The 26,319-nt window shown below is 64.9% G+C and carries 27 protein-coding genes; 21 read left to right on the top strand and 6 right to left on the bottom strand.

The window, feature by feature from the left end; translation table 11 throughout:
* The 3 genes from ACODRZ_RS24885 to ACODRZ_RS24895 form a co-directional block, all read right to left on the bottom strand.
* Positions 1-629: GntR family transcriptional regulator (locus ACODRZ_RS24885; protein ID WP_488972882.1), on the bottom strand; the 629-nt coding region annotated here is incomplete at its 3' end.
* Complete coding sequence (locus ACODRZ_RS24890; protein WP_271182324.1) at positions 619-1,155, bottom strand: helix-turn-helix domain-containing protein; 537 nt, start codon at positions 1,153-1,155, stop codon at positions 619-621. The genes ACODRZ_RS24890 and ACODRZ_RS24885, both read right to left, overlap by 11 nt.
* A 55-nt stretch (positions 1,156-1,210) precedes the next feature.
* A complete protein-coding gene (locus tag ACODRZ_RS24895) occupies positions 1,211-1,495 on the bottom strand; it encodes a hypothetical protein (protein ID WP_488986285.1) in 285 nt (94 codons plus the stop codon).
* Between the two features lie 794 nt (positions 1,496-2,289).
* On the opposite strand from ACODRZ_RS24895, the gene ACODRZ_RS24900 reads away from it, so the two are divergent.
* The 17 genes from ACODRZ_RS24900 (at position 2,290) to ACODRZ_RS24980 (ending at position 17,754) form a co-directional block, all read left to right on the top strand.
* Positions 2,290-3,066, top strand: coding sequence for a DsbC family protein (locus ACODRZ_RS24900; RefSeq protein ID WP_036529992.1), 777 nt, complete (start codon positions 2,290-2,292; stop codon positions 3,064-3,066).
* Between the two features lie 197 nt (positions 3,067-3,263).
* Complete coding sequence (locus tag ACODRZ_RS24905; protein WP_036529948.1) at positions 3,264-3,581, top strand: hypothetical protein; 318 nt, start codon at positions 3,264-3,266, stop codon at positions 3,579-3,581.
* A 115-nt stretch (positions 3,582-3,696) separates the two neighbouring features.
* The gene (locus tag ACODRZ_RS24910; RefSeq protein WP_036529949.1) at positions 3,697-3,963 is read left to right on the top strand and encodes a type IV conjugative transfer system protein TraL; all 267 of its coding nucleotides are present in this window, start codon (positions 3,697-3,699) and stop codon (positions 3,961-3,963) included.
* Positions 3,964-3,968: 5 nt separating this feature from the next.
* Positions 3,969-4,619, top strand: coding sequence for a TraE/TraK family type IV conjugative transfer system protein (locus tag ACODRZ_RS24915; protein WP_036529951.1), 651 nt, complete (start codon positions 3,969-3,971; stop codon positions 4,617-4,619).
* Positions 4,603-5,370, top strand: coding sequence for a type-F conjugative transfer system secretin TraK (locus ACODRZ_RS24920; RefSeq protein ID WP_488972883.1), 768 nt, complete (start codon positions 4,603-4,605; stop codon positions 5,368-5,370). Before ACODRZ_RS24915 ends, ACODRZ_RS24920 begins: the two co-directional genes overlap by 17 nt.
* On the top strand, positions 5,367-6,719 hold the full coding sequence (locus ACODRZ_RS24925; RefSeq protein ID WP_488972884.1) for a TraB/VirB10 family protein: 1,353 nt from the start codon (positions 5,367-5,369) through the stop codon (positions 6,717-6,719). Before ACODRZ_RS24920 ends, ACODRZ_RS24925 begins: the two co-directional genes overlap by 4 nt.
* Positions 6,720-6,754: 35 nt before the next feature.
* Entirely contained in the window at positions 6,755-7,372 is a 618-nt protein-coding gene (locus tag ACODRZ_RS24930) for a TraV family lipoprotein (protein ID WP_051587189.1), read from the top strand.
* Positions 7,369-9,861 carry a TraC family protein gene (locus ACODRZ_RS24935; RefSeq protein WP_036529954.1) on the top strand — a complete coding sequence of 831 codons (2,493 nt, stop codon included), beginning with the start codon at positions 7,369-7,371 and terminating at the stop codon, positions 9,859-9,861. Before ACODRZ_RS24930 ends, ACODRZ_RS24935 begins: the two co-directional genes overlap by 4 nt.
* Positions 9,858-10,208 (top strand): hypothetical protein, encoded by a 351-nt coding sequence (locus tag ACODRZ_RS24940; RefSeq protein ID WP_036529955.1) that lies wholly within the window; start codon positions 9,858-9,860, stop codon positions 10,206-10,208. The genes ACODRZ_RS24935 and ACODRZ_RS24940 overlap by 4 nt, the downstream gene beginning before the upstream one ends.
* The gene (locus ACODRZ_RS24945; protein WP_036529957.1) at positions 10,205-10,438 is read left to right on the top strand and encodes a hypothetical protein; all 234 of its coding nucleotides are present in this window, start codon (positions 10,205-10,207) and stop codon (positions 10,436-10,438) included. Before ACODRZ_RS24940 ends, ACODRZ_RS24945 begins: the two co-directional genes overlap by 4 nt.
* Positions 10,428-11,093, top strand: a complete 666-nt coding sequence (locus ACODRZ_RS24950) for a conjugal transfer protein TraW (RefSeq protein ID WP_051587190.1) — start codon at positions 10,428-10,430, stop codon at positions 11,091-11,093. Before ACODRZ_RS24945 ends, ACODRZ_RS24950 begins: the two co-directional genes overlap by 11 nt.
* 47 nt (positions 11,094-11,140) lie before the next feature.
* Positions 11,141-12,106 carry a TraU family protein gene (locus ACODRZ_RS24955; protein WP_236727485.1) on the top strand — a complete coding sequence of 322 codons (966 nt, stop codon included), beginning with the start codon at positions 11,141-11,143 and terminating at the stop codon, positions 12,104-12,106.
* A gap of 197 nt (positions 12,107-12,303) precedes the next feature.
* A complete protein-coding gene (locus tag ACODRZ_RS24960) occupies positions 12,304-14,229 on the top strand; it encodes a hypothetical protein (RefSeq protein ID WP_370424891.1) in 1,926 nt (641 codons plus the stop codon).
* Positions 14,230-14,261: 32 nt separating this feature from the next.
* On the top strand, positions 14,262-15,365 hold the full coding sequence (gene traN, locus ACODRZ_RS24965) for a conjugal transfer protein TraN (protein ID WP_036529960.1): 1,104 nt from the start codon (positions 14,262-14,264) through the stop codon (positions 15,363-15,365).
* Positions 15,337-16,215: a type-F conjugative transfer system pilin assembly protein TrbC gene (locus ACODRZ_RS24970; RefSeq protein ID WP_488972885.1), complete on the top strand. Its 879-nt coding sequence runs from the start codon at positions 15,337-15,339 to the stop codon at positions 16,213-16,215. Before traN ends, ACODRZ_RS24970 begins: the two co-directional genes overlap by 29 nt.
* Positions 16,187-16,792 (top strand): S26 family signal peptidase, encoded by a 606-nt coding sequence (locus ACODRZ_RS24975; RefSeq protein ID WP_036529964.1) that lies wholly within the window; start codon positions 16,187-16,189, stop codon positions 16,790-16,792. The genes ACODRZ_RS24970 and ACODRZ_RS24975 overlap by 29 nt, the downstream gene beginning before the upstream one ends.
* Before the next feature lie 119 nt (positions 16,793-16,911).
* Positions 16,912-17,754, top strand: a complete 843-nt coding sequence (locus ACODRZ_RS24980) for a conjugal transfer protein TraF (RefSeq protein WP_051587194.1) — start codon at positions 16,912-16,914, stop codon at positions 17,752-17,754.
* 47 nt (positions 17,755-17,801) lie between these two features.
* Here ACODRZ_RS24980 and ACODRZ_RS24985 read toward each other — a convergent pair whose 3' ends face one another.
* Positions 17,802-18,200, bottom strand: a complete 399-nt coding sequence (locus ACODRZ_RS24985) for a type II toxin-antitoxin system VapC family toxin (protein WP_036529966.1) — start codon at positions 18,198-18,200, stop codon at positions 17,802-17,804.
* Positions 18,197-18,448: an AbrB/MazE/SpoVT family DNA-binding domain-containing protein gene (locus tag ACODRZ_RS24990; protein ID WP_036529968.1), complete on the bottom strand. Its 252-nt coding sequence runs from the start codon at positions 18,446-18,448 to the stop codon at positions 18,197-18,199. The genes ACODRZ_RS24985 and ACODRZ_RS24990 overlap by 4 nt, the downstream gene beginning before the upstream one ends.
* Here ACODRZ_RS24990 and ACODRZ_RS24995 point away from each other — a divergent pair.
* The 3 genes from ACODRZ_RS24995 (at position 18,423) to ACODRZ_RS25005 (ending at position 24,424) form a co-directional block, all read left to right on the top strand.
* Positions 18,423-19,154: a hypothetical protein gene (locus tag ACODRZ_RS24995; protein ID WP_309298982.1), complete on the top strand. Its 732-nt coding sequence runs from the start codon at positions 18,423-18,425 to the stop codon at positions 19,152-19,154. The genes ACODRZ_RS24990 and ACODRZ_RS24995 overlap by 26 nt on opposite strands.
* A gap of 116 nt (positions 19,155-19,270) precedes the next feature.
* Positions 19,271-20,668, top strand: a complete 1,398-nt coding sequence (locus ACODRZ_RS25000) for a conjugal transfer protein TraH (protein ID WP_271182330.1) — start codon at positions 19,271-19,273, stop codon at positions 20,666-20,668.
* A 3-nt stretch (positions 20,669-20,671) separates the two neighbouring features.
* Positions 20,672-24,424, top strand: a complete 3,753-nt coding sequence (locus ACODRZ_RS25005; RefSeq protein WP_488972886.1) for a conjugal transfer protein TraG N-terminal domain-containing protein — start codon at positions 20,672-20,674, stop codon at positions 24,422-24,424.
* On the opposite strand, the gene ACODRZ_RS25010 is transcribed toward ACODRZ_RS25005, so the two are convergent.
* The gene (locus ACODRZ_RS25010; protein WP_155986465.1) at positions 24,421-24,837 is read right to left on the bottom strand and encodes a hypothetical protein; all 417 of its coding nucleotides are present in this window, start codon (positions 24,835-24,837) and stop codon (positions 24,421-24,423) included. The genes ACODRZ_RS25005 and ACODRZ_RS25010 overlap by 4 nt on opposite strands.
* A gap of 233 nt (positions 24,838-25,070) precedes the next feature.
* Here ACODRZ_RS25010 and ACODRZ_RS25015 point away from each other — a divergent pair, with 233 nt between their 5' ends.
* Positions 25,071-25,985: a nucleotidyltransferase and HEPN domain-containing protein gene (locus ACODRZ_RS25015; RefSeq protein WP_036529999.1), complete on the top strand. Its 915-nt coding sequence runs from the start codon at positions 25,071-25,073 to the stop codon at positions 25,983-25,985.
* Positions 25,986-26,319 lie beyond the last annotated feature (334 nt).

Genomic DNA, 26,319 nt, shown 5'->3' on the forward strand with positions numbered 1-26,319 from the left:
TCCATCGGCTTGCGCCAGTGGGCGCATGGGTCATGATCAGAGAGTCTTGGTATCACATGATACTTTGCTATGCGCTTCGCCAGAACCCCGCGTATGTCCACCAGGCCATTGCGGGTTATGGTTCGAAGCTCTCCCAGCACATGTCTGAAAACCCTCGTTTCAGCGATGCGTGCGTGATGAAGTCGTTCATTCAGGCTCTGGCTTTGCGCCATGATCTCCGTATTGGCCGAGGTCCAGGCGATCGAATTGAACAGTGAAGCCGTATATCGCGCGATATCCCTCGGGTCAGTCTCGGGAGCATCATGGCGGTAGGCCTTGATGACCTGCCTGAGCTTCTGGTTGTCGGCGAGTGTCAGGGCCGTGACTATCAGATGCTGATGGTAGGCATACATGTCTGCAAGCCCGGTTCCGTCAGGAAGGAGGGGCCGAAACCCGCCTTCAGGCCGATGTTCGAACAGGCGCTCGCCGACCAGCCTCGCCAGGACCTCGCGAACCGGCGTCGCGCTCGTGAGATGACGATCGGAGATCGCCTTGATGTCGATGCGCTCCCATGGCCTGAACTCGCCGGCGAGGAAATCCCGTTTGATCGCCAGATAGATGCGCTCCTGCGTAGCGGGATCAGGAGCCATCGAGACGTCTCGGCCTCAGATAGGATACGTTCCAGCGCGGCGTCAGCGCGCTTGTCATCTGTTCGAGGTGCCGCTCGGCGACGACCTCGATACACAAGCGCTCCATCTCGCGAAGATCGCCGCCGCCAAGTTGATGCGGAAAACTCATCTTCTGCGCGAAGAACATCAGCGGTATCAGGATATGACCGGTCGAGATTTCGAGACGGTACGCGCACAGCAAATGATCATCGAGCCTGGCCCTGGGATTTCCCGACTCGATCTCTCGAAGCCAGCGAATGCCCATGCCCAGAGCATCCGCGAGTTCGCGCTGGGTCAGCCCATTTCTTTTCCTTGCTTCCTCAATTCGCCGTCCCGACTGTTCCTTTATGTAAGGAAGCGGGCCGCCGGCGACGGAAGCCGCACAATCTAGCGACATTTCCGAGTGTCCTCCTGACGAGAAGAAGGCGCCCAGCCAAGGCTTGCTGCATTGCACGCTAGGTGTGCATACCACCTGCGTCAAATGGAACTGCGGCAATACTTGCGCCATCTACGTACAAAATGACGCTTCCGTTACAACGCGCCATGTATGACAGTGCATCCGTTCAGTTCAATCTGACGCGCTCATAAGTCGCTCGAAGTTGATCGGCCTCGACCCGGAGAAGGTACATGAGCGCGGCGATGTAGATATTGGCCAGCAGGGGCGACGGGATGCCCGGCGACGCGCGGGCAACATCATCGGCGATCCGCGCGGCCGTCATGTTGAGACCTTTGGGCGCTCCCAGATGGTGCTCCTGATCGCCGTCGAGACCGGCTCCGGCGATGGTGGCCAGAAGTTCCTCGACGATGGAAGCGGGCGCGGTATCGAGACATTCGACCGCGATCTGCAATGTCGTTCCCCAGGCTATCAGGCCTCGGGTCGCCCTGATCAGGTGGCAGTGGGCATCAATCAGGAGATCCATGCCCGCCGGTGATAGCCTGAGTTTGAACGTTCGCGATTGTCTGGTCATCGTCGGACCCAGCCTCCCTTGGTACAGCGTTCAAAATGATCCGTCTGTTCACAACGTACCTCTGGCACCTCATTGTTCGGTTTCTGCCGCGAGCGGCACTGAGATGCCGTTTCATTACTATTTGAGACCTGGAAGACTGAATACCGGCCATCGCAGCCACTAAGCGTTCAATGTGGCCGTAACTGCACAAGCCCGGCACTTCAGTGCCCTGCCGATTGCGTGCCCGGCCCTATCGCGTCATCTCTCTGCTCGTTCCCCGGGGGAACCCACCGAACGGCTCCCGGATCGAATGTATGCAACGTCATTGCCGCCTTTCGCTGCGATGTCGCCCGCCCGCAAACCAACGAAAAGGAGCCATGCCGTGCCTGCATGTCCCCGGCGCCTGTCGCCGCTCGTGATGACGCTCACCGGCTTGACCGCCATACCGGCGATGGCCGCCGACAGATCGCCCCCCGGTCCCGCTGCGCAAAGATGCCCGGACGGACCCGCCATCATCGAAGCTCGCAACGACAATGGCTTCGTGATCACGTGCAAGTCCCCGCCCCATTTGCCAACTGCAGCGCGTCATGCGAGCCCTTCACCGACCCCGGTCGGTGCAGCGACCCTGTTCGACAACGCGCTTCTCGCGCAGACGCCCTTCCCGGCCGGTGGCGCCGGTTCCAACGGAGATGGCCATGCACCTCGGCGCTAGTCTGGCGATATCGTGGGCGGTGGCTCTGTCATCCCCGGCGATCGCTCAGGAAATGACGGCCGGATCGGATGCCGCCACGCTCGGCACGGCCGCGGCCCAGGCTCAGGAGCAACTGCGCCAGACCTTCACGAACCTGCAGTTCGAGGACTTCGGACCGGCGCCTGTGAAGGGCCCCGTATATCAGGCGAATGCGGGCGGGCGCATCATCTATTTTGCGCCGGAAAGCGAGCATCTGCTTTTCGCGGCCGTCTACGACAAGAACGGCGTCAACGTCACCGCGCTCGCGCAGGATGCTTCATCGCGCCGCCGCCTTGGCGCCATCCCGCTTCAGGATGGCCTGATGATCGGCCCGGCGGGAGCACCCGAGGTCATCGAATTCACCGACCCCGATTGCCCTTACTGCCAGGCTCTCGAGCGGTTCTGGGAAGCCAAGGCCGCCGAAGGTCGCCCGGTACGCCGGCGGGTCTACTTCGTGTCGGGCATGCACCCGAAGGCGGCCGCTCTCGCGGAGCACATCCTATGTTCTCCTGACCAGCAAGCCGCCTTCATGCAGGTCTATTCCGGTTCCAGGCCGGATGCCCTGGGCAAATGCAGCAGCGGTGCGGAGAAGGTGAAGCGTGACATGGCCGCCGTTCACGGGGTGGGCATAGCCGCGACACCGACAATCATCATCAATGGCCGTGTCATCTCCGGGTTTCAGCAGGCCGAACTCGAAGCGTTCGTGACCGGCCATTACGCCGACGCCCCGAACCGCCGCTGAAAATCACCATTGATGGCGGGCCACGGCTGCTAGTCCGCGCGGGCTTTTGCCGAACGCGCGGTGGCAACGACGAGGACCGAAATGCCGGTGGCACGCACCTGACGGGTGCCGTCCAGCGCTGCCGCCGGCCGGAGACGATACTTCATCGCGACCGGCAGCACTCATGCGGACGGCTCCCGACAGAAAGGAAACCTCTCATGCTGAAACTCATCACCGGAAGGACGGGTCGCACGATCGACGCGGCCACGCTTTTCCTCATCGCCGCGATGGCTGCCGCAGGGGCGGCCCATGCCTTCGCGGCGCCCGCTACTGGCGATCTCGGCTACGACATCTACGACATCGTGGTGAACCAGGGCGTCAAGGGACCGCTGGGCTTCGTTGGCGGTGTCGCCGCGTTCCTCTTCGGCGTCTCGCGCCTGTTCTCCAACATCATGATCGGCATCCCCACGATCGTCGCCGCGGTCGCCCTCATCAAGGCGGATTCGATCCTCCAGACCTTCGGCATGGTCATCTGAACTTCGTCCGGCGCGCGTGCCCCAGGGCCGCGAACCGCGTCGTCCGAAACGGGAAGTGATGGTCACTTTTCCGTAAATCGCGCTCCCCAGCGTGATGAAGCAAGGGAGAAGGGCATTGGAAGAACGCCTGCCCCAGTACCTGCATCGTCCGGTCCAGATCCTCTGGTTCGACAGCCAGGAATTCGTCGTCGTGATCGCCGCGGTGTTCGTCGCGGTCATCATCGGCGGGATCCTCGGGTGGGCCCTCATCGGTGTCCTTCTCCTCTTCATCCCCTGGAAGCGCAGCAAGCCGCGCGGTTTCATCCCGCATCTCGCCTGGCGCTGGGGGCTCACCCGCTTCCGCCATTATCCGGGTCCCACGCAGACCCGCTTCTTCGAGTAGGTGCGATGGTCAATCCCTTCCCAGGAACCGAGCCCCGCCGGGATGCCCGCGCCGACCTGATCGGCGACGTCCGGCCCAGTTGGCACCTCCATCGCTATCTCCAGGGTTCGGCGAACCTGTTCGAGGAGAACCGCCTGCTGAAATTCGCGATCGCGGGCCTCTTCGGCATTACCGCGGTCCTGGGCACCGTCCTCTACACCTCGGGTCAGAACCAGCGCACGGTCGTCGTGCCGTTCGGCGCGGGCGGCGACCTCTACGTCACCGGCAACAAGCCTTCGGCCGCTTATCTCCGCACGATCACCTTCAATGTCGTCGCCCTTGCCGGAACCTATTCCGCCTATTCCGCCGATCGCCAGTTCCAGGAGCTGCTGAGCCTGGTCCACCCCAGCGCCTACAATGCCATGCGCGACAGCCTCACGCGGCTTGTGGGAGAACTCGCGACCAATCCGACCCTGTCGATCGCCACGTACATCCGGGGCGACCAGCCCGTGACCTTCACTGCCAGCGAGATCGTCGTTCCGGTCGAGAAAGTGCGGGTGATCGGCGGCGTGATCCGCAAATTCCGCGGAAATTTGCGGATCCGATACGCGATCGAAAACGGTCGCTTCTGGCTCACCGCCCTCCAGGAGGAGAACTTCAATGCCGAAACCCGGTAGCGTTCCCGCCCTCGCCGTCCTTGTCGTGCTCGCGGGAACACCCCTGCCCGCTCAAGCACAGACCATCGCTGCGATGCCCGACCAGACGAGCCGCATCCGTCTCTCGAACCGCGACGTCAACCACGTGGTATGCCAGGGCGGGGACATCGAGGATGTGCGGTTCTCGGCCGAGAAAGGCATCGCCGTCGAACGCGGCGGATCGGATGCGTGGATCAAGTTCCTCGTCCACGAGACCGATGATCTCGGTGCCAGGACGCGCACGTACGCAACAGAGCCCTCGGAGTTCTTCGTCGCCTGCAACGGCGCGATCTACCCGCTTTACGCCGAACCCTCGGACATAGCGGCACAAACGGTCGTGCTGATGCCGGGAGCGGCCCAGCGCGCCAGCGCGAACGAGGCTTTGCTGGCCCCGATGGCCGAGGAGGAACGCGCGGTGGGCATCACCCTTGCCGTCCTGCAGGACCGCGTTCCTGCCTCCTTCTCGCCGGTTGCACCGACACGCCGCCGCATCGCGCTGAGCGCCGTGCCAGGCATCACCTTGTCCGAGCGCCAGCGCATCGAGATCGATGGTTCCGGCCTCTCGATGAGCGAATATCTCGTGACAGCCGAGACGCCGACCGCGCTCGACGAACGCGACTTCATCGACAGCGCGCTGGGTGACGATCTGTTCGCCCTCACCTTCGATCGCCTGAATGCCGGCGCCGGCGAGACCGCCCGGCTGATCGCCGTACGGCGGAGCGCGCGGCCATGACCCGCCAGGGTGAACCCGGCTCGGCGCGCGCTGACCTGCCGGCAACCGACGCAGCCACAGACGGCGCGCACTCCGACGTCCGACAGCGGCGCAGCCGCCAGCGCCCCGCTGGCGAAGCGCGGCAGGTCGAGAGCGGCGTCGCTGCGACCCTGCGCAGGAAGTGGTCTCGGCTCAGTTCAGACCAGCGGCTTCGCGCGAAGCAGGTGACGGTGGCCTGCGGTATCGCCCTGCTCGGCGCTGGCCTCTACGCGGCAAGTTCGGGCAGCGACGAGGCGGCTCCCAAGGGGCCGGAAGCGTCGAAGCTCGACATGGGGGCCGGACTTCGCGGCGACAGCCTCGAGGTGAAGCTCCGCGGCGATCTACAGAAGATCCTCGACGGGCAGACGCTGCTTGGAGATCGTGTCACCGCGATCGAGGAAGGCAAGGTCGGTCCTGCCGCCCCCGGCGCCGACGGCTTGCCGCCACTTCCCGGGGAAGACGGTCTTCCTCCGGCGCTGCCCGGCCAGATCCCGGCCTACCCCCCGGCGCCCGCGGAAGCGCGCGGCGAGGCGGGCAGCCTGCCCGCGCCTCCCGGGGTGCCATCGGCCCCCGCCGCCCCGCCCGCGCCGCCGACCGAACGTCAGGTGGGCGCGATCGGAACCGCGACGCCGGCGCTTTCAGCAGAGGGAGGCGCGGCCGGCGGGGCACGGTCAAAAAAAGCCAATCGGACGATCTATTTGCCACCTGGTTTCATGAAGGCCCGGCTGCTGACGGGGATCGACGCGCTGGCGAGCCGGGACGCAACGACAAACCCTGAGCCGATCATAGCGAGGGTCCAGGCACCCGCCGTCCTTCCCAATGACGTGAAGGCCAACCTCGCCGGATGCTTCGTCGTCGGCAATGCGACCGGCAGCCTGGCCAAGGAGCGGGTCGAAGTGCAGCTGGTTTCGATCTCCTGCGTCGATTTCGACGAACACGCGGTGATTGACCAGACCATCAAGGGTTTCTTCGTCGATACCGATGGGAAGAAAGGTCTCTCCGGCAAAGTCGTCACCCGGGCGGGTGCGACGCTTGCCCGCTCGTTCATCGCCGGGACAATCGCCGGCATCTCGCAAAGCGTCGAAGGCACGTTTGGCAGCGTCTCCACCTCGGCGCTGGGCAACGTGCGCTCGCTCGATGCCGCCGACGCGGCGAAAGCGGGGATCGCCGGTGGGTTCTCGCGCTCATCCGACAAACTGACCGACTTTTACCTCGACCTTGCGCGCCAGGCAGGCCCGGTCGTCGAGGTCGGTGCCGCCAAGGACGTCGTCGTAGTCATCCAGGAGGGCCTTGCCCTCGAGATCAGACCCTCGGTCGGGAGCAAGCTGTGATGCCTTCCATCACATTAAGCAGAGGAACGCGCTTCATGAACCTCATCATGCCCCAGCTCGCCGCGGATCGCGTGCTAGCCATTGCCGGCGCCGTCACAGGCCTTTGCCTTCTGCCGGCCTGCTCGACGATGGGATCGCTGCTGTCGCCTTACCCGGAGAAATTCTCCTGCAAGAACGACGATCACGGCCAGTGCATCCATCCCGAACGCGCCTACGAGGATGCCCGTGCCGGGGTCTCCTCGAAGTCCGATCCGCGCGTCACCAACGACAAGACCAGGCTGCGCAGCCGCCCGGGCGCCGCCGGCGACCGGAGATCGCAGGGACGCAGAAGCGCTCAGGGCGGCGCCTACGAAGACTACCGCGCGAGCGTGTACCGCGAACTGAAGGGCCTGATCGAGGCACCCGTCACCCCGATGCTCAAAGCCCCGCGCACGGTCCGCACGCTCATCCTGCCCTATTCCGACCGGGCCCGACCCGATCGCCTTTTCATGCCGCGCTATGTCTATTCGGTCCTGGGCCAGCCGGTGTGGACGATCGGCAATATGCTTTCGCCTGAAGCATCCGCTCCGCGCCAGGCTCCCCTGCTCACGCCCATGCGCGAGACGGCCGCTGACACAGCGGCGGCGTCCGGCGAGATGGAGCTTCAGCCATGAGCGCATCCGCCCCCGGTCTCAGTTTCTCGCGCCTGCGCGAGAACGTGCGCCGCGACAGCTTCTCAGACTTTCTCCCACTCGTCGCCTGGGAACCGGAAAGCGAGGCTTTCCTGTGCATCGACGACAGTTGGGGTCATGCGTGGGAGATCGTGCCCAGCGCCTACATGTTCGCGCATGTCCAGGCGGCGCTGCAAGGCCTTCTGAACATCCAGTTCCCCGATGGAACGGTTCTGCAGTTCCACACATTCGCGGATCCGCTGATCGACGGCGTGCTCGACGCCTACCTTGACCTGAAGACGAGGGACGATCCCCTGATCCAGGCCTCGGCGCGGCGGACCCACCAATACCTCAGCGAGGGACGGCATGGCCTCAAGGCTCTGCATGACATTCCCGTCCGCGACTTCCGCACCCTGCTGTCGATAAAGACGCGGCGACCGCTCGGCGAGGATCTTCGCCGGCAGGTCGAGGAACAGCTCTCCAAGCTCGGCATCCGCCGTCTGCCGCCGGAAGCGATGGTAGCCTTCTATCGGCGTATTTTCAACGGCGTCGCGGACCGGGCTCCAGGTGTCTTCGCCGACGGATCGACCGTGGGCGCGCCGCCGATCGCCAAGCAGATCATCGATGCCGGACCCGATCTCGTGTTCGAGGGCTCCGAAGTGTTCCTGGGCAATCAGGTCGCGCGGTGCCTGACGCCCAAGGCGCCTGCACGCAGGATCACCGCCGAGAGAGCCAACCGCTTGATGGGCGGCATGCGCGGATCGTCGGAGGACAGCGACCAGATCGGCGGCCCGTTCCTCTACACCCTCAACGTCCTGTTCGATCACTCGCAGTTCGAGATCCACAAGCGTGCACAGATCCTCTCGGCGCAGAAGGCGGCCGGCAGCTTCGCGATCGAAGTCGGCAAGCAGATCGAGGAGATCGGTTGGATCCTGGACGAGGCAAGCAATTCCCGGTTTGTACGGGTGATCCCCTGCCTCTGGGTGTTCGGCCGTGACCGGGCCCATGCGCGCGATCTTGCAGCCCGCGCCAAACGCTTGTGGGAAAGCGAGCCGCTGCCCTTCGCGATGCAGGAGGAAAGCTACCTCAATCCCACCCTGCTGGTCATGAGCCTGCCCTTCGGGCTTTATCCCGACCGCACAATGCTGCGTATGCTCGAGCGCGATTTTCGCATGCCGGTCAAGGCCGCGGTGCTGATGGCACCGATCCAGACCGACTTTCGCGGGGGCGGACGTCCCGCACTTCTCTACACCGGGCGCAAGGGCCAGCTGATCACGCTCGACCTGTTCGATCCGCGCATCAATAACTACAATTTCGTCGTCTCGGCCGAAAGCGGTGCCGGCAAGAGCTTCCTGCTCAACAACCTGTGCCAGCAGTACTATGCCTGCGGCGCGCTCATCCGCATCATCGACATCGGAGGCAGCTACCGCAAGCTGTGCACGCTGTGCTCGGGCCGCTACATCGACATCGGCGAGGAACACCTTGTCCTCAACCCGTTCGACATGGGGCTCGCGCTCGACGGGGACGACCGGCAGTCAGCAATCACGATGGCGGTGGCGATCGTCGCTGAGATGGCGAATGCCTCGACGCGCAAGGGCGTCACCACGTCGGAATGGAACCTGCTGAAATCGGCGGTCCAGTGGACCATCGACAGCGGCCGTTCGGCACAGGGCATCGATGCGGTCCGCGAGTGGCTGGGCACGTATCCCGGCCAGGTCGGCAGCGATCTCGACCGTGTCGAGCACCTCGTGCCCGCCGCGCGCGAACTCGCGTTCAACTTGCGCGATTTCGGGTCGAACGGTGCCTACGGCCACTATTTCAACGGCGCGTCGACGCTGGACATCCGCAGCGACGAGTTCGTCGTGCTCGAGCTCGAGCGCCTGAAGGCGATGCCCGACCTGTTCAATGTCATCGTCATGGTCGTGGTGAACGCGCTCACCCAGGAGCTCTATCTGTCCGCCCGTGATCGCCCGCGCTTCGTGCTGTGCGACGAAGCGGCGCAGTTCATGACCCGCACGGACGGACAGGATCTCTCGCGGCTCGCCGAAGCGTTCGGGCAGGGTTACCGCCGCGCGCGCAAATACCGCGGGTCGTTTGGCATCGTCCTGCAAAGCATGAACGACCTCACTTTGTTCGGGGGAACCGGTCAGGTGATCCTCGAGAACGCGGCGACGCGCTTCCTGCTGCAGGGCTCGACCTACGACCGCGCGGTCGAGAACAAGATTCTGGATTACTCGGGATTCGTCCTCGACCTGCTCAAGTCGGTCCGCAACTCCAAGCCCAACTACTCCGAGGTCTTCATCGACTCGCCGCTGGGGCTGGGTATCGCGCGCCTGGTGGTCGATCCGTTCTCCTACTGGATCAACACGTCGGCGCCGGACGAGGTCGCCGCCTTCGACGCGCTGATCCGTCGGGGCCATTCGCCGCTCGAAGCGGTCTGCCAGCTTGCCGGTGTCGATCCGGCCGAAGTCGCCGGAGGAGCAGCGCGATGACGAACCGGCGTACTCCGACCACCCATCCCGATCAGCTGCAGTTCGACCAGTTACATCCTGACGGCGCAGAAGAGGAACGGATCGAGCGACTGGTAAGCGAGCGCGTGGCGCAGCGCTTCGAGGCGGAAGCGTTCCACTGGCGCCTGCGGCTCGTGGCAATCGAGACCTGCATGCTGGGCGTGCTGATGCTGGCCGCCGGGTTTCTGCTCGGTCATCCCGCGATGATGGTGGTCAGGGCGAGCCTGATCGTCGCCGGATCATGCTTTGCGACGGGAGTCCTGCTGCTCAGCCTGTCCGCCGCCGCTGGCCGACTTCTCTCCCGTCTCGCCAAGGGGCGCGTAATATGAACGGGCTGCTCTCGTCCGCTCCCTCGCAGCCATCGATCCGGCTGGTGCTGAGCGCTTTGCTGCTGCAGTTCGTCCAGACCACCCTGCTCTTCCTGTCGCCGCGTCTCGACGCCAGCGACCGGACGCTGATCTGGGCCCTCACCCCGCTCGCGCTGACCCTGCTGGCCGTCTCGCTCGCCGGGACCGCGCGCGCCGCGGCGCATCGACGGAGCCGCCGCCATGAACTCTGAAACGCGAAACACTGCCGCCCTGCCCTGCACCGCGATTGCCATGGCGGCAATCCTCGCCTCTGGCCCGGCCATCGCGGTCGCACAGGCCACAGGTTCAAGCAGCACGATCGGCCGGACGTGGCCGATCGCGGAACCCGATGCGCTCGCCGAGATCGAGGCGAAGGTGGCCGGTCTCCCCCGTGACATGCGCGCGGCCTATGGCCCGCGCGGCAACTGGACGGCACTGAAGGCCGCTTCGCTTGGCGTCGCACCAGCGGACCGGGTCCGCAGCGTCGTGCCCTTCCACACCCTCGATTTCGACATCGCACTCCCGGACGGCAAAGTGCTCTATCCCAAGGGGTTCACGTTCAACCCGCTCACATACGTGAGGCTTCCGCAGCGGCTGGTGATCGTCCATCCCCGCGATCTTGCCTGGGGCCTGCGGATCGCGCGGCCCGGGGACTTCGTCGTGCTGACCGCTCTGGGAACCGACAGCGGCGATGCGATCGAACTATCCGAGAAGTCCGGCCGCGCCATCTTCATTCTCGAGGAAAGGATGAAGGAACGGCTGGGCCTCACCGTTGCGCCCGTGGTAGTTGCCCAATCGGGCACCCGCCTGATCCTCTCCGAATTCGGACCGCAAGTCCGCAGCGCCCGCAAGGCAGCCGCGCGATGATGCGGCCGCGCCTTGCCAATATACTCGCAGCACCGCTCGCTGCGGCCATGTCGCTCACGGCGCCTGTCCCCGCGCAGGCCTCCAGATGCGAGGCGGGCAGCGCGTTCAATCCCATCACGAAAGTCCGCTGGACCTGCATTTTTCCGATCACCATCGGCGGCGTCAGGGTCGGCAGCTACGACAAGCTCGACAAGGAACTCGACGCGCAGTCGGCCTCGAAGCCGCTCTGTGCCTGCCGCAAGGGCCTCGAATTCTGGTTCGGCGTCAAGGTGTCCTACTGGTCCCCCAACCGGATGATCGACGTCGTCACCGAGCCTGGTTGCATGATGGCGCTTGGCGCGGACCTGATGCCGACCGGCGGCAAGCTGCAGGGCAGCCAGTCGTCGATCGCGGACGGCACGAACACCCGCAAGATGTTCGCCCAGATGCATTACTACATCTCCCCGGTGTGGGCGATGCTCGACATGTTCACCGACCTGCCCTGTCTGGAGAACGACGGCTTCGACGTCGCGATGATCACCGAGGTGCTGCCGACCTGGCAATCGGCGACGCTCGGCGCGATCATCCAGCCCGAAGGCATCCTGTTCGGCAACCCTGCGGCCGGCCTTGCCTGCATGGCGGACAGCGCGGCAGCGGCAGCCGGCAAAGTCGTCGATCCGCTGTTCTGGTGCATGGGATCGTGGGGGGCGACCTATCCGATCGCGGGCGACATCCATTTCGACGACAGCGTCGAGGCATGGGCCGGTCTTGCCGCCCGCGGCACCTTCATGATGGGAAGGCTAGGCGCCCTGACCGTCAGTTCCGCCGACGGCTGTTCGTTCGTGCCCCAGCCGATCTGGACGAAGAGCCGGTACAAGCTCCAGATCATGGAACCGGTGAAGGGCGGCAAGTGCGTCAACATCGGGCGCCCCGGCGCGCTGTGGTCAAGCGCCAAGCACGCGCCCGGCAAGGACAATGCCCAGTTCATGCTTTTCGAAAAGGTGATCTGCTGCGCCGGGATACCCGCGCCGTGAGCAGGTCGCCTCCCCCATGCCCCGCGTGCCGGACCGGCAAGTCCCGGAGGTCATCCCGCCAAGGCCCGAGCGGCCGCCGGCCGGGCGCGCAGGCAGGAGCGGCGCCGTTCCCCCGCGGCGCCGCTCCAACCCCGGTCAGCGCGGTGATGGCCTTCCCAAGGCGGCGCAAGTGTCTTCCCCGCACTTTCGCCGTCACCATGACCGCGCTGACCACCCTCGTTGTTCCCGTCGCCCTCCTCTTTCCAGCATCGACGAAGGCGCAGACGATGGAAGACCGGGCCCGCGCCGCGGCCACTGCCGCCCGGGCGAAGTCATCCGACAGCGACGCGCTTCGCGCGAACTATGTGACGCCGGGCCTCGCCGGGGAGGCGATCGCCACGATCGACGATTCCCGCAGCTTCACGCCCTCCATCGCCTGCCGGAAGACCGCGACGATGCTGGAAGTGCTGGTACAGCCGTCGGGGACGGGCGATCTCACCTCGGTCACCGTGTCGCGCGACCGGGATCTCGACGGTACGATCGATTCCACGTCCACGATTCCGGTCCCGGTTTCGGGGATCTGCTCCAACGGGGTCGTCTCGTGCAGCCCGGGGACTTGGGAGAAATGCCGCTTCCTGCGCTGGAACGTCGACAGCGCGGGGGCCCTGAACCTGACTGCGGTGGACATGCCCCAGCTCGCCGCGTGCTACTGCATCAATGCCAGCTGCGGCAGCAACCTGGCCTGGGCGAACATGCCTTCATTACTGCGCGATCTCGGCGGGGGGATGGTCGGCGCACTGACGACCGCCGACCCGCGCTACGGGATCGCGGAAGCGGTCATCGACGGTCCTTCGATCCGCTATGCAGGAGCACTCTCGAGCGCGTGCAGCGCCGATGCCGCGGTTCCGCAAAGCCGCTACCGCGCGGCTCCGGCGGCGATCGCGTCGGATGCGGCCATCGCCAGCAGCGCCAGTACCGTCTTCAAGGCACTCGAAGGCTCGTCGATCGGGACAGGCACGTCGCAGCAGTACCGACATTGCACGATCAAGCGGCAGGTGAGCGTGGTCAGGCCCGCGCCTGCCAGCATCGTGAGCCGAACCTCGGGCGGGTACTCTACGCTGCAGAACGGATCCGCATTCGATTTCCTGATGGGCTCGCCAGCGGACAACAGCCTCGCCGGGAACAGCTGCACCCTTTTCGACTTCCGCATGATGCTTCGTGTCGCGGGCGCCGACCGGATCCGGGATGCCCGACTTGCACATTACTATGCCGACGACTGGGCGCAGGTCCGCATCGACGGCCAGCTTGTCGGTTCGGGCCCCTCGAACTGGACAGGGACCGGTCTGCCCCCCGGCACGTGCGAAACCAAGGACACGTTCCATCGTTATCCAGGCCTCGATCTCAAGCCCTTCCTCACCGATGGCGACCACGAGGTCTGGCTACGGGTCGCCGTCGCCAAGGGCGGCGAGGCCTTCGCCCAGATCCATGTCGACGTCGATGACAGTTGCCAGGTGCTGGAACAGGTCGTCGATGGATGCTCCTTCATCGCCGCCGATCCGCAATGCCGTCTCGACAGCGAGCTTGTCGATGGGGTGCAGACCTCGTTGAACGGCGTGGCCACGGGCCTGAGGCCCCTGGAGCAGACCCGGCTGATGGGCGCGCCGTCCTGCCCGACCGACCTCACCCGCGATTACTTCACGAAGGATCGCAAGTACCGCTGCACGGCGACGAGCCTTGCCTATCCCGACACGAGCCGCGGCGCCTACATCATCGATCGCTCGACCGAGACGCTGCTCGCCGACCGGACGCTCCAGGCTGACGGCAGCTTCTCTTCGTCCACGCAGGCATTCGCCTTGCCGGATCGCGGTTCGGTCCCCGCGTGCGAGCCCATCTGCAAGACGCAGGCACCCAAGGCCAACAGCGAAGCGGCACCCGACGGCGTCGTCGGATCGAAGCAGAACCAGCCGACGGGCGTCGACACGTTCTATCATGCCTGCACGAGCGACAACGCCTGTCCCGCAGGGCCCGGCGAGGAAATCGTGTCTGCCTGCGGATGCCTCGATGATTTCCCGGAAGCGGTCGTGATGATGCAGACAGTGCGGATGGCAGGTGCGGACATGGTCTGCAGCGCGGTGGCGCCATGAGCCGGGTGCCGCTCCTGCCGGGAAGGCCGTCAATGCGCGCGCGGTCGATGCTGGCGACCTGTATCGCCATGGCCTGCGCCATTACCTGCACCCTGGCCGCGCCTGCGGCCCGGGCGCAGCAATATATGTGCGCCGCCGATCTCGACGGGAACGGCGATGCCGCCGACGCGGGCGAACAGGCAAGCTGCCTCGCCGCTCCGGCGGGTGGATATCTGTGCCCGATAGAGCGGACCGCGTGCGTGGTTTCGCCCGAGAGCGGGGCCTATGCCTGCCCGCTCGGCGACCAGTTCGCGTGCGTTTCACCGGTCGCGGGCGCGGCGCCATCGTGCTCGCCGAATGCCTGCATCGACATCGCTGCCAATCCGATCACGGAGGCGCCACCGATCGAGGACGCTGGGCCGAGCGCCGACGGCACCGCCGATGCCGATGGCAACTGCGTCGGCACTGTCGAGATATTCGCCGGTCGCGGGATGCGCTGCCGTCCAGCCGGGCTCTCCACGACGTTCGCCAATTGCTGCGCGGACAAGGGCAAGGTGGTGAAGGACGGGATGGGCTCGTCGATTTCGTCGATCGGCACCAAGATCGCGGTCGCCAAGGGCGTGTTCACCGGGATGAAGGCCGCCTACGCCGCCTTCAGGGCCGGCGCGACGGCCAGCCAGGCGGCAAGCGCGGGCGCCAACGCCCTCATCGTCGGCATCGATCCGACATCGATCGCCGTGAGCCTGGCGATCAACTTCATGATGGAGTTCCTGCTTTCGGGGTGCGACCAGCAGGATATGGAAACCGCCATGCTGCGCGCCTCGGACATGTGCCACGAGGTCGGCAGCTACTGCGCGTCCAGTGTACTCGGCGTCTGCCTCCAGCGAGCACGCGGACACTGCTGCTTCAGTACCAAGCTCGGCCGCATCATCCAGGAGCAGGGGCGCCCGCAGCTCCGGGCCTTCAACGCGAACCCCTGGGGCACGGCCAGAAACCCGATGTGCCGCGGTTTCACGCCGGAAGAATTCCAGGCCCTCGATTTCAGCCGGATGGACCTGTCGGAATACTATGCCGACATCGAGAACCGGTCGCCGTCCGAGATCCAGATCGACATGGAGGAACGCGTCGATGCCTATCTCAACGCCATCGGCCAGTAGTCTCGCGCTCGCCGCCGCGACGCTCGTCGTGGCTGGCATCAGCACCGCGATACTGGCTCAGGAGAATGCCCGCGAGGCGATCGGCGCGCAAGGTTCGCAGACCCTTGAGCGGCTTGCGGACGCTATCGCCAAGAGCAGAACCGACGCCCCTGAAATCGCTCATCCCGTGCTTCCCGACCTTGATAGCCCGGCCGAACGGCGCCGCGCTTTCGAGGGCCTGCGGCGGCACGCGGCGCCTGCGGAGCTGGAAGCGCGGGCACGGGCCGCGCATCGGCAGAGCGAGGCAGCGCTCGCGGCCGAACGCGAACGCCAGGCAAGGACGCTGCGGCAAGCGCTCGGCCTCGAGCCGTCCGAGGAACAGGCCATCGCAAAAGCCGGGCCGAACCTCCCTGCCGATGCGGCAACACGCTGGGTGCCGGTCATATTCGTCTCCTCCTCGATGCCCATCGCGGTTCTGCGCAGCTATGCCGGACAGCTCGAACGCGTGCACGGCGTGCTGGCCTTCAGGGGGATGCCCGGCGGTCTGCGGAAAGCAGGTCCGCTGGCCGAGCTTACGGCCGGCATCCTGCAGCGCGATCCCGGGTGCGAGGGCCCCGGATGCGCGATGCGCGACGTTCAGGTGATCGTCGATCCGCTGGTTTTTCGCCAACACGCGATTGCCAAGGTGCCCGCGCTGGCGATGATCCCGGGCGACCCCGCACAGGCCTACTGTGAACGCGGCGACGACAGTCCGCGCGGCGCGCATCTCGTCTACGGCGACAGCGCCCTGCCGGGCCTGCTGGAGGAATATGCCCGCCTTGGAGGAAAGGAGGACGTGCGCCATGCTCAGGCTCTTATGGGGGCTCGCTAGGGTTTTCCTCGCCATCTGGACAGGGCTCCAGAACCTCCCGCGCCAAGCCGCCGTTGCTCTGGGCGCAGCCTCTCTCGACGCGCCTGCCCGGCCCGCGAAGCTGGCCTACGCGATATTGGTCGTCCTGCCGATCGCCCTCGTGGTCGGCTGGACGATGCCGCAGATCACGCTGGTGATGACGCCATCGATCGAGGCCTGGGCCCTTCGCGAGAAGCCGGGCCCCATCGCGCGGGGAGATTATGTGCTCTTCGTGTTCCAGCATCCCGTCATCGGCGACAAGCCCGCGAGGATCACCAAGCATGCGCTGTGCCTCCCCGGCGATCGCCTCACGACGATCGAGCTTCCCTCGAGGCACCGGTCCGGGACATCGGACGCCTGGTACTTCTGCAACGACCGGTTCCTCGCACTCTCCCTGCCCGCCGCGCGCAGCGGGATGCGGCTCGAGCATATGCGCTGGAGCGGCGTGATCCCGGCCGGAATGGTCTATGTCGGCTCCTCCCATCCGCGCGGTTTCGACAGCCGCTATTTCGGGCTGCTTCCGCTTGATCGCCTGACCCGGATGGAGCGGATCCTGTGATCCCGCGGCAGGCCCCCGCATGCTGGCTGGCATGCCTCGCCATTCTTTCGTCCGCCACACTCGCGCGGGAGGCCGCCGGTGAAGTCGGGAGCGTGGGCGAGGCTGGAGCGTTCGCGCCGATGACCGCCGCGGCTGCCCCGGGCCGCGAGCCGGTCTCATCGGCGGGCAGCCGACAAGGATACTGGTGGTACGAGGCCCCTGCTCCGCAGGAAACGGCGGACCACGACCTGGCCGCAAGACCGAAGATCCCGCCTATGTCCGAGCTTGCCACGTGGACCCCGCCACGCATCCGCAAGCTGATCGAGGAGCAGCGCGATTATGCCGCGACCGTCCTCACCGTCGAAGCCGTGTCGGATTTCTGGCGGCTCCAGGACTTCGCGAGGCGAAAGGCCCGTGCGTTCGCGGGCGTTACCCAGCTTGCCATGCTGCAGCATCCCGAACTGAACTCGAAATCGGCGAATCCGATGGTCGGCGATGCCCGTTCGCAGCTGACCGCGCAGAAGGACACGATCCGCCGCGCGTACCTGCGCGCACATGCGGGCGAGTTCGCGATCGTGATGTTTTCGCGATCGACCTGCGGATATTGCCGGGTCCAGTGGCCGATCGTCCAGCGCTTCCAGGAGGAGATGGGCTGGCAGGTCACCGCGATCGATCTGGACAGGCGACCGGGCGTCGGCGAGCGCTTCGGGGTCGAAGTCACGCCGACGACGATGGTGATCCGGCGTGCCAGCAACCAGCGCATGGTCATCGCGTCAGGCGTCGAAGCCTATCCGGCGCTCGCGCAGATGGCGTACCAGGCGGTCCGCCTGCTACGCGGCGATATCCGGCCCGAGCAGTTCATGACCGGGCCGGGCGAGGATGACGGCTTCTTCGACGCGTTGGCGAACGGTCCCGTTTCCGCCAGCGATCCGCGGGTGAGCGATGGGCTTGGGATTCCTCTTGCCCAGGGGCCGGGAGAATGACCAATCGGCACCCACCCATTCCGCAGCGAAAGCCCCAAGCATCCAGTTCAGGCGGGAATTTCGGCTGCTTCCCCGCGCGCTTGCAGGAGACGGATAGCCTTCTGGTCGAAGCTCATGAATGTCTCGCCGCCGAGCCACTGACCTTCGTGTGCGATCACGCCGTCCGCGAAGTCACCGCCTGCATCGAGTATCGCCAGACCGGCCTCGACGGCCTGGCGGTCGAGCCTGACGTTCTCCGCCTCGATCAGGACCCTCAGCGCGTCGGCGACACGGGACCCCGGAAACTTGTAGAGGCGAAGCAGGACCCAGCAGAACTCGCACAGCGACGGCAGCGCGATGGCGACAAGGTCGGCCTCCTGCATCAGCCGCTGCGCGAGAGCGCCCTGCACCGGGTCGTCCTGGGTCGCGGCGCGCACCAGGATATTCGTATCGACCGTGATCTTCACGACCGGCCGGCCCAGCCTTCCGCGATCGCCTCGTTCATGTCCTCGACCGAAATCGGTGCCTGGCCATCGCGCCGCAGCGAACCGAAGAAGCCGTCGAGCTTGCCTGAAGGCCGCACCGCGCGAATGCGCACTTCGCCGCCGGGCATTTTCTCGAAGCTGATCCGGTCGCCCGGATGCACGCCAAGGTGCTGCAGCAATTCCTTGCGCAATGTGATCTGTCCCTTGGTGCTGATCGTCAGAGCGTTCATGGCGCGAGTCCCTTCGCCGCTGAATGTAAGGAAAATCTTCCTTGCCTTCAAGGCTCACTCCAACATGCCAAACCAGCACGCGCTTCTCCGGTACCCGGCCTGCAACCGCGCCCTGCTATCAATCGCGCCCACCATTGCGCTGCTTGCCGCCCTGCCACCAGCCGCGGCAGCGCAGCAGCCCATCGCACGGGATGCGGCCCAGGATGCGGCCAGGCGCGCCGCGATCCATCCGGTCGCGGACGCGGCGGCCATGCAGGCCTGGCTGGCCCGCGTTCCGGTGACACGCTCGTTCCCCAACGATCTTGCCGCGACGCTGGACGGGCATGGCCCTGCGTTCATTATCGAAATGACGACTAGCGCGGGTTGCATTCCCTGCGGGGACCTCTGGGCAAAGTTGTCGTCGCTCGCGGCACGGCACGGATGGCGTCTGCGCACGATGGGCAGCGAGGACGCCATGATCCGCTCCGGCAGGCTCGGGCTGCCATGGGCCGGGCATCCGGTTGCCTGGGTCAGACCGGTGACCGACCCATGGCGCGCCATACCGATCGCGGTCGGTACCGACCATACGCCAAACCTGGCGCGCAACCTCTACCTCGCCGCGAAGATGCTCACGGGGGTACGGCCGGCCGTAGGGGTGCGCGCAATGGCGAAATTCACCGGCATCGTCGGCGCGGCGCCTCGTCCACGCGAAGGGAGGCGGCCATGATGCTGCTCCGCTTCGCTGTCCGCGCCCGCCCCCGCCATTGCCACTGCCACCGCCACCGCCACCGCAACCTTTCCCGTGAAGGAACCCAGCCGATGTCCTACCCGTGCAAGGGGCTGATGGCGCTATTCGCCGCCCTCGCCTTTACCTGCTGCACTGCATCTCCGGCCAGGGCGCAGAGCTGGGCCGAGACCTGGTTCGACAACGTCACGTACACGGCGCCGGGGAGCTTCGAGGATCAGACGCGGGGCTACATCACCGCGGGCGGGATGTCGGGCCGGGTCGATGTCCACAACGACTATCTGATGTCCGTCAGCCTGCCAAAGGTGCGGGCCGGTTGCGGCGGCATAGACATGTTCCTGGGCGGCATGTCGTTCCTCGACCCGGATTACCTCGTGCAAAAGCTGGAGAGCATCCTGCAGGCAGCGCCGGCGGTTGCGTTCCAGTACCTGCTCGAAACCCTCGACGAGAAGATGGGGAACATAATCTCGAAGATGGAGGCGGCGACCAATTACCTTAACTCGATCCAGGTCAACGACTGTCGGCTGGCAAACCGCATGGTCCAGATCGCCAAGGGCGACGACAACATGTCCGGGATCATCGAAGAGATGACCGGCTACCGCTCGGTGAAGCAGGGGTTCGCGAAGAGCTATCAGAACAGCCGCGAGAAGATCGAGGCCAATGCGAACAATCCGACCGAGGACCTGAAGGACGCGCTGGCGAATTGCCCGGCCGAGGTCACCGACATCTTCCGCACCGGATCGCTTCTCAGCCATGCCGCGGCGCGGGTTGGTGCCGGAGACTGGGCCAGCGTGATGCGGGCACGGGTCGGGGACGTCTACATGCGCTGGGATGCGAACGACAAGGTCCCGCTGTTCACCGCGATCCCGCAGTGCCCGGCGCAGGATACCGAAAGCGCCCAGGACTTCCTGACCGGCCGCGTCCAGCGCCGCTCGCTCAACCTGCCGCCCAGCATCGCCGACTGCGCGCAGGATGGTTCGGGCCGCGGCGCGCTGGTGCTCGCGCGCGAGCGCATGCAGTCGATCGCAACCAAAATCCGCACCCGCACTGCGCTGACGAGCGAGGAACGCCAGTTCGTCGCCAATGTGCGGACACTGCCGGTCTATCGCATGCTCGAGTGGGGCGTGCGGCAGGGCGTGACCGATTCCGTCATCGGCGACACGGACGAACTGGTGGCGCTCACGCTGGCCTACCAGATGCTGAACGATCTCACCCGCACCATCGATTTCACGGTGAGCAATGCGGAGCGCGGTGCGACTGTCGCGGGTGCGGCGGACAGCGCCAACGCCAGCGTGTGCCAGACCCGTATCCTCTCCAAAGGCATCGAACAGCTGCGCGATCTGCGCGACGAAGTGCTCCGCCAGCGTGCGCAGATGCGCCAGAGCTACATGGCCGCGCTTTCGGCCGCGAACCTTTCGGCGAACTATGCCGGCCTCCTGCGCGAGCGCGACCGCGACGCGCGCGATACCGCCGGCGCCGCCGCCCGCAGCCGATAGGTCATGCCTGCCATGCGCCGCGCAATTCTCGCTTTTGTCCTTCTCTGCCTCTCGGCAGAACCCGCGCTCGCTGTCGACGCGAGCTTCCATACCTATGACGGCTTCGCCGAGACCGTGGACGCATTCCGGCTGGTTTCGATGATTTTCGGCGATCCCCGCTACGAGACGCTGGTGCTGATCGTGGCTACGGTGGGTATTGGCCTGGGAGCCGTTCTCGCCAGCGTACGCGGATCCGGCATGGGTCTCGTCGCCTTCGGTTTCCAGATCCTGTTCGGCGTCGGCGTCTTCGTCGGCCTCGTCGCCAGCACCGGCACGGTCCACGTCTACGACCGTGTCCGCAACGCCTATCAACCGGTTGGCGGGGTTCCCAATCTCCTCGTGCTGGTGGCCGGCGCCACCAACATGATGGAACGCGCGCTTGTCGAGACGATCGACGACAATACTCTCGACCCCAATGCGAAGATCGAGTTCGGGGCGGGCGGCCACAGCTTCGACCTGTTCCTCAACGCCGTGTCACCGCGCGGTCCGATGACCGACACGTTCCTCGATGCGACGATCAAGGACTATGTGCGCCAGTGCTATCCCGTTGCCCGGGTGTCGCCGGCCTACGGGATCGACGACGACCAGTTGTTCCGAACCACGAGCGACCTGCCCTCCGCCTTTGCCGCAATGGCCGGCCCCGCCACGTTCTCGACGGTCTACACGGGAACCGACAAGGGCGGCACCACCGTAAGCTGCACCGAGGCCTGGGCCCACATCTCCGGGCGACTTTCCGATCCGGCGCTGTTCGAGGACTATTCGCGGCAGATCTGCGTACACACCGGATACGACGCCGCGAACGCTCAGCAGTTGGCCCGGTGCCGGCAGCAACTGGGTGAGATGGGCCAGATGATGCTCGGCCGCCCGATGACGGCCCAGAGCCTCTTCACCCACGTGATGCTGGCAGGCAGCGTCGGCGACGTCCTGTTCGAGGACAGCCCGGCCTCGGCGGCACGGGTCATGGCCAACCGCGCCGTCCTGTCGGGCGGTCTCGCCACCCTGTCCGTTGCCAACGAATGGATGCCGACAATCCGCGCCGTGGTGTTCGGGATCATGCTGTTCATGGTTCCGATCGCGCTTCTCTTCATCCTGACCCCTATGAACTTGCGCGTTGCGAGCTTCGCCATCGGCATGTTCGTGTTCGTCGCGTTGTGGGGCGTGATCGATGCCGGCATCCACCAGCTGACGCTCGGGCGTGCCAGCGCCGTTCTGGAGGAGCTGCGCGCCAATGCCCTTGGTGCCAATGCCTGGCTCCTCGCGCCGTCAGCCGCGATGAAGGCGCTGGCCATCTTCGGGAGCTTCCGTACCGCAGCGGCGGGGCTTGCCGGTGCCTTCGTATTCACGGTGTTCCGCTTCAGTGGGAACGTCTTTGGCGCGTTCACGCCCGGTTCGCTCGGGATAACCGGACAGGCCGCTGCAGCGGCGGCACCGATGGCGACAGCCGAGGGCAAGGCCTCGGCGCTGGAAGCCCAGGCATCCGCGATGGGCACGCGCTCGCGCGCGGCAGCATCGTCGAGTTTCGGCGATTTTGGCGAACGCGCGAGCTTCCAGGCCAATCGCGGCTTCGGAGAGGCGGCACATATCCTGGGAGAACGGCCCGGCACCGCGGGCGATACCGCCCTCGCGCTTGGGGGAATCGAGGGCGCCCGCCAGATCGGGAGCCTGGCCCCTGCCCTTGGGGACCGCGATCTTGCCGACCCTCAGGTCGCCCGTGCGGTCCAGGCGAGCGCCGCCACCGGCGCGATCCACCAGTTCGCGCAGAAGGATGCATTGCGCGGCCTCGCCACCAGCTATTTCGGAAGCGGCGAAACCGGAGAGAAGGCGTTCGCCGCCTTCAGCCAGAACCTCGTCCAGTGGCGCGCCTTCGGCGACCAGCGCGCCTACGGCATGATGATGCAGGCGGCGACGCGCCATTTCGAGCGGAGCGGCTATTCGCCAGAGGATGCAAGCCTTAAGGCGTCCGGGGTGATAGGCGAGGCACAGGCCGATCCGACGTTCGCCAGGCTGATCGCGAATGCCTATGACCAGCACCAGCTGCTCGCCAACGATCTCACCTCCGCGCAGGTCCAGGTCGGAGCCATGGAGGGTCGCCGCGACTATGCAGGCGAGCGGGTCGCCGAGACCGAGCGCGCCAACGTCGCCACGGAACAGGCCTGGCGTACCGGCAGCAACCACGGACAGCGCCAGGCGGCGGCGATGCTCGGCCTATCGCTGGATGAGACATCGAGGCGCATCGGCTTCGTCAACGCCTTGTCCGGCGAGGCGCGAAGCACGGCGATAACCCAGCTTTCCCACGCCACCGGGCGCAGCGAAGCGCAAGTCCTCCACGCCCTGGAGAACTACAACGCGGCAAGTCAGGTCGGGACGGCCGATGGTGCCGGCGCGGAAGCTGCCCGCGAAGGCGCCAGCATCTATGGCCGTACACGGGAGGCGGCAGGCTACGACTTCGCCGAACGTTCGGGCAAGCTCGACGCCCAGCGCGGGGTCGGTACGGCGGGAACGCGATCCGCCGCCAGGATCGGCGAACAGCGCCGCCAATCGGAGAACTTCGGTTTCGCGCAAGGTGCCGCGGCGGCCGGCCGCTCGACCCGCGAAGCCGCAAGGCTCGACAGCTTCATCCTGGCGCTCTCGCGCACGTCCGGAAGCCAGGTTGATATGGCCGAGGGTGGGACGCAAGGCATCGCCGATCGCGCCCGCAACGACCGGCTCACGAACATCGTCGAGAAGGAACGGCTGACGCGTATGCAGCACCTGCTCGCTGAGCATGGCGTGGATCTCGGCAAGCGTCAGATCGCGATGGACCAAAACGGCGACATGAGCCTCAACCTCACTCCGCAGACGGCAGCGGCGATGTGGAAGGGCGGGCTCCTCAACGAGAGTCAGCTTGGCGCCGTCGCCAATGGCGGGACGGCCCGCTTCAGCTTCGCCCACAATGACCTGCTGGTTTCGAGCGCGACCACCCATTCGCGATCGGCGAGGTCCGATACCAGTACCCGCTTCGAAGCAGGCAAGCAGGCGGGCCCGGACACGATCGAGCATTTCATGAGCGGCGGAAAGGAAGGGCAGGAAATGCTGGCCAACTGGCTGCGCGGCGGTTTCGAGATGGACCGCAAAGGGGAATGGCGCCTCAAGCCGCAGGTCGCCGACACCCTGCAGCGCGACGTGCAGGCAGTCATGGCCCAGACCGGCTGGCAACGCACGCTGTCGCGCTCGGCGCAGGACCAGATATCCATGGGAACCAGCATAGGACTGGAGATCGGCGGGTCAGCGGGAGTGAGCGAGCGCGAAGTCGACTATGGTCGAGGCCGTAAATCCGGTGCGTCGAAGAAATCGCAAAGAAGTCATGATACAAGCGGTAAGGTGGGCGGTAACCTTGGCTTTAGCAGTAGCGATATGGGCACCGTCAACGAAAATGCCCAAAGCACTCTGGACGTCGTCAACTATGATGTCCGCAGCGCGATCACGGCGGCGACCCGTGCTGCGGCACGAACGCCCCGCCCGGAAGAGTCATTTGCGAAAGCTCTCTCGCAAGGGGTCCTCAGCACCAATGGATTGAGGTCGCGGTACCTGAACGACGCCGATGCAGGCCGCGGAACATTCGACATCACCGGTCCGCTGACTTCTCTCGAGCAAGCTTCGGTTCTCGGCTCCGGCCGCTTCTCGACTGATCTAAAAGGAGCCCCGGACGACGGACATAACAACTCGGGCGAGCGCTAATGGCGCTGGTTTGCCGGGTTCTGAGAATTGAAGGGATTACTGGGATTGTGCACCCATATGGCGCCAGACCGTGGATCCAGCGGATCCGTTAGCGCGCGCATTTTTTTGAACCGTCGATCCTGTTCATCCCATTCGCGGAGGATACGGCGGTGCTCCTCGTCATCGTACCCATTCCCTCGCCAAGTGGACTTCCAGCCATCAAGCCAAGCCGGAACAAATCCTGCTCCGAGGACGAGGATTGGTGCGAACGGAAAAAACAGGACGTTGAGATAGGCCGCGACCGGACTTTGGAAAATGCCTGAGAAAGCCGCATGGGCAGGAGCCAAAGTTACACCCGCCCACCATAGCGGAATCGCAAACCACCAGAGCTTTGCGTACAAGGGCCGCCAAAGCCAGTCCGAGATCCTGGGCATGGTGCTTACGCCTTCGGGTCCTCCCTGAACACGCCCATCCATCGCCGTTCCTTTCGCGGGAATTGTACGCGATCCAGCGCCTTTTGTCACGAAATCGATGCCGCTCCGGCCGGTCTCGACAGCTTACAAAACCGCAGAAAACCAGCCCTGCGGGGTTGTCCATGAGAACGGACCATGTACACTTGCTCCGACCGCCCAATCAGCGCCCCTCGAGGTCGCTCCGAGATGAGATGATGAAGACCGATCTGGATCACCTGCCAGCCAACAAGCGCCGCGAACTTGAGCGGGTCGTCCAGATCCTGTTCGAGGAGTTCCAGGATGCCCACGGCACGCCTACCGGACAGCGCAAGTTGGGCCGCATTCTCAAGATCGTGCTGTTCGGATCGTACGCACGAGGTGGTTGGGTAGACGAGCCACACACGGCGAAGGGCTATCAGTCTGATTTCGATCTGCTGATCATCGTCAACCAGAAGGAACTGACCGATCGCGTCGATTACTGGGAAATGGCTGAAGAACGTCTGAGCCGCGAACGCGAGATCTCCGGAAACCTGAAGACGCCGGTAAATTTCATCGTTCACTCACTGCAGGAGGTCAACGACGGGCTCGCGCACGGCCGTTACTTCTTCATGGACATCGCCACCGACGGCATAGCGCTCTACCAGTCCGATGAGACCAATCTTCACATACCATTGCCCAAGACACCTCAAGCTGCGCTCGAAATGGCAGAGGAGTATTTCGATGAATGGTTTCCTGCCGCCTTGAAGCGATTTCGGATTGCCAAATTCGACATTGATGAAGGATTTAATAAAGATGCAGCTTTTGATCTGCATCAAGCGTGCGAACGCCTATATCATTGCGTTCTTCTTGTATGCACGTTTTACACGCCACATGTTCATAATCTGAATTTTCTTCGCCGCCAAGCTGAAAAGATTTCAGCGGAACTCTTCGATGCGTGGCCGAGATCTTCCAAGATTGACCGCATGCGCTTTGAGAAACTTAAAGATGCATATGTAAAAGCACGCTATTCGAGGCACTATCAGATTTCCAAGGGCGACCTGGATTGGCTGGCAACCCGGATTGAAGAACTTGGACAAATTGTTCTGCAACTCTGTCAGGTTAAGATAAGCGAACTCCGTGCGGCAACGTAAGTTTGCCCCCGCGCCAAACAGTTACAGCCTTGAATTCTCGCAGATGCTGTCCGCTCATTCTTGTGCCGTGAATGGGACATTCGAGACAGTCGGCTTAAGAGAAGCCGACTTAAGGAAACCGCCATTCACGAACCGCAGAGAAGCCTACCGTCGAGGGGCGGCAACGCGCGAATCTAGCCGTTCTGCGCCACTCTCCTAAGCTCGAAATCGGACATTCCTATTGTGCCGGGGATTGGAAATAACGGGCTGTTGGCTTCGGAGCGCCTTACTGTCGATGGCTAATACCAAGACTCTCTGATCATGACCCATGCGCCCACTGGCGCAAGCCGATGGA

The sequence above is a fragment of the Novosphingobium sp. FG90 genome, assembly GCF_057808725.1.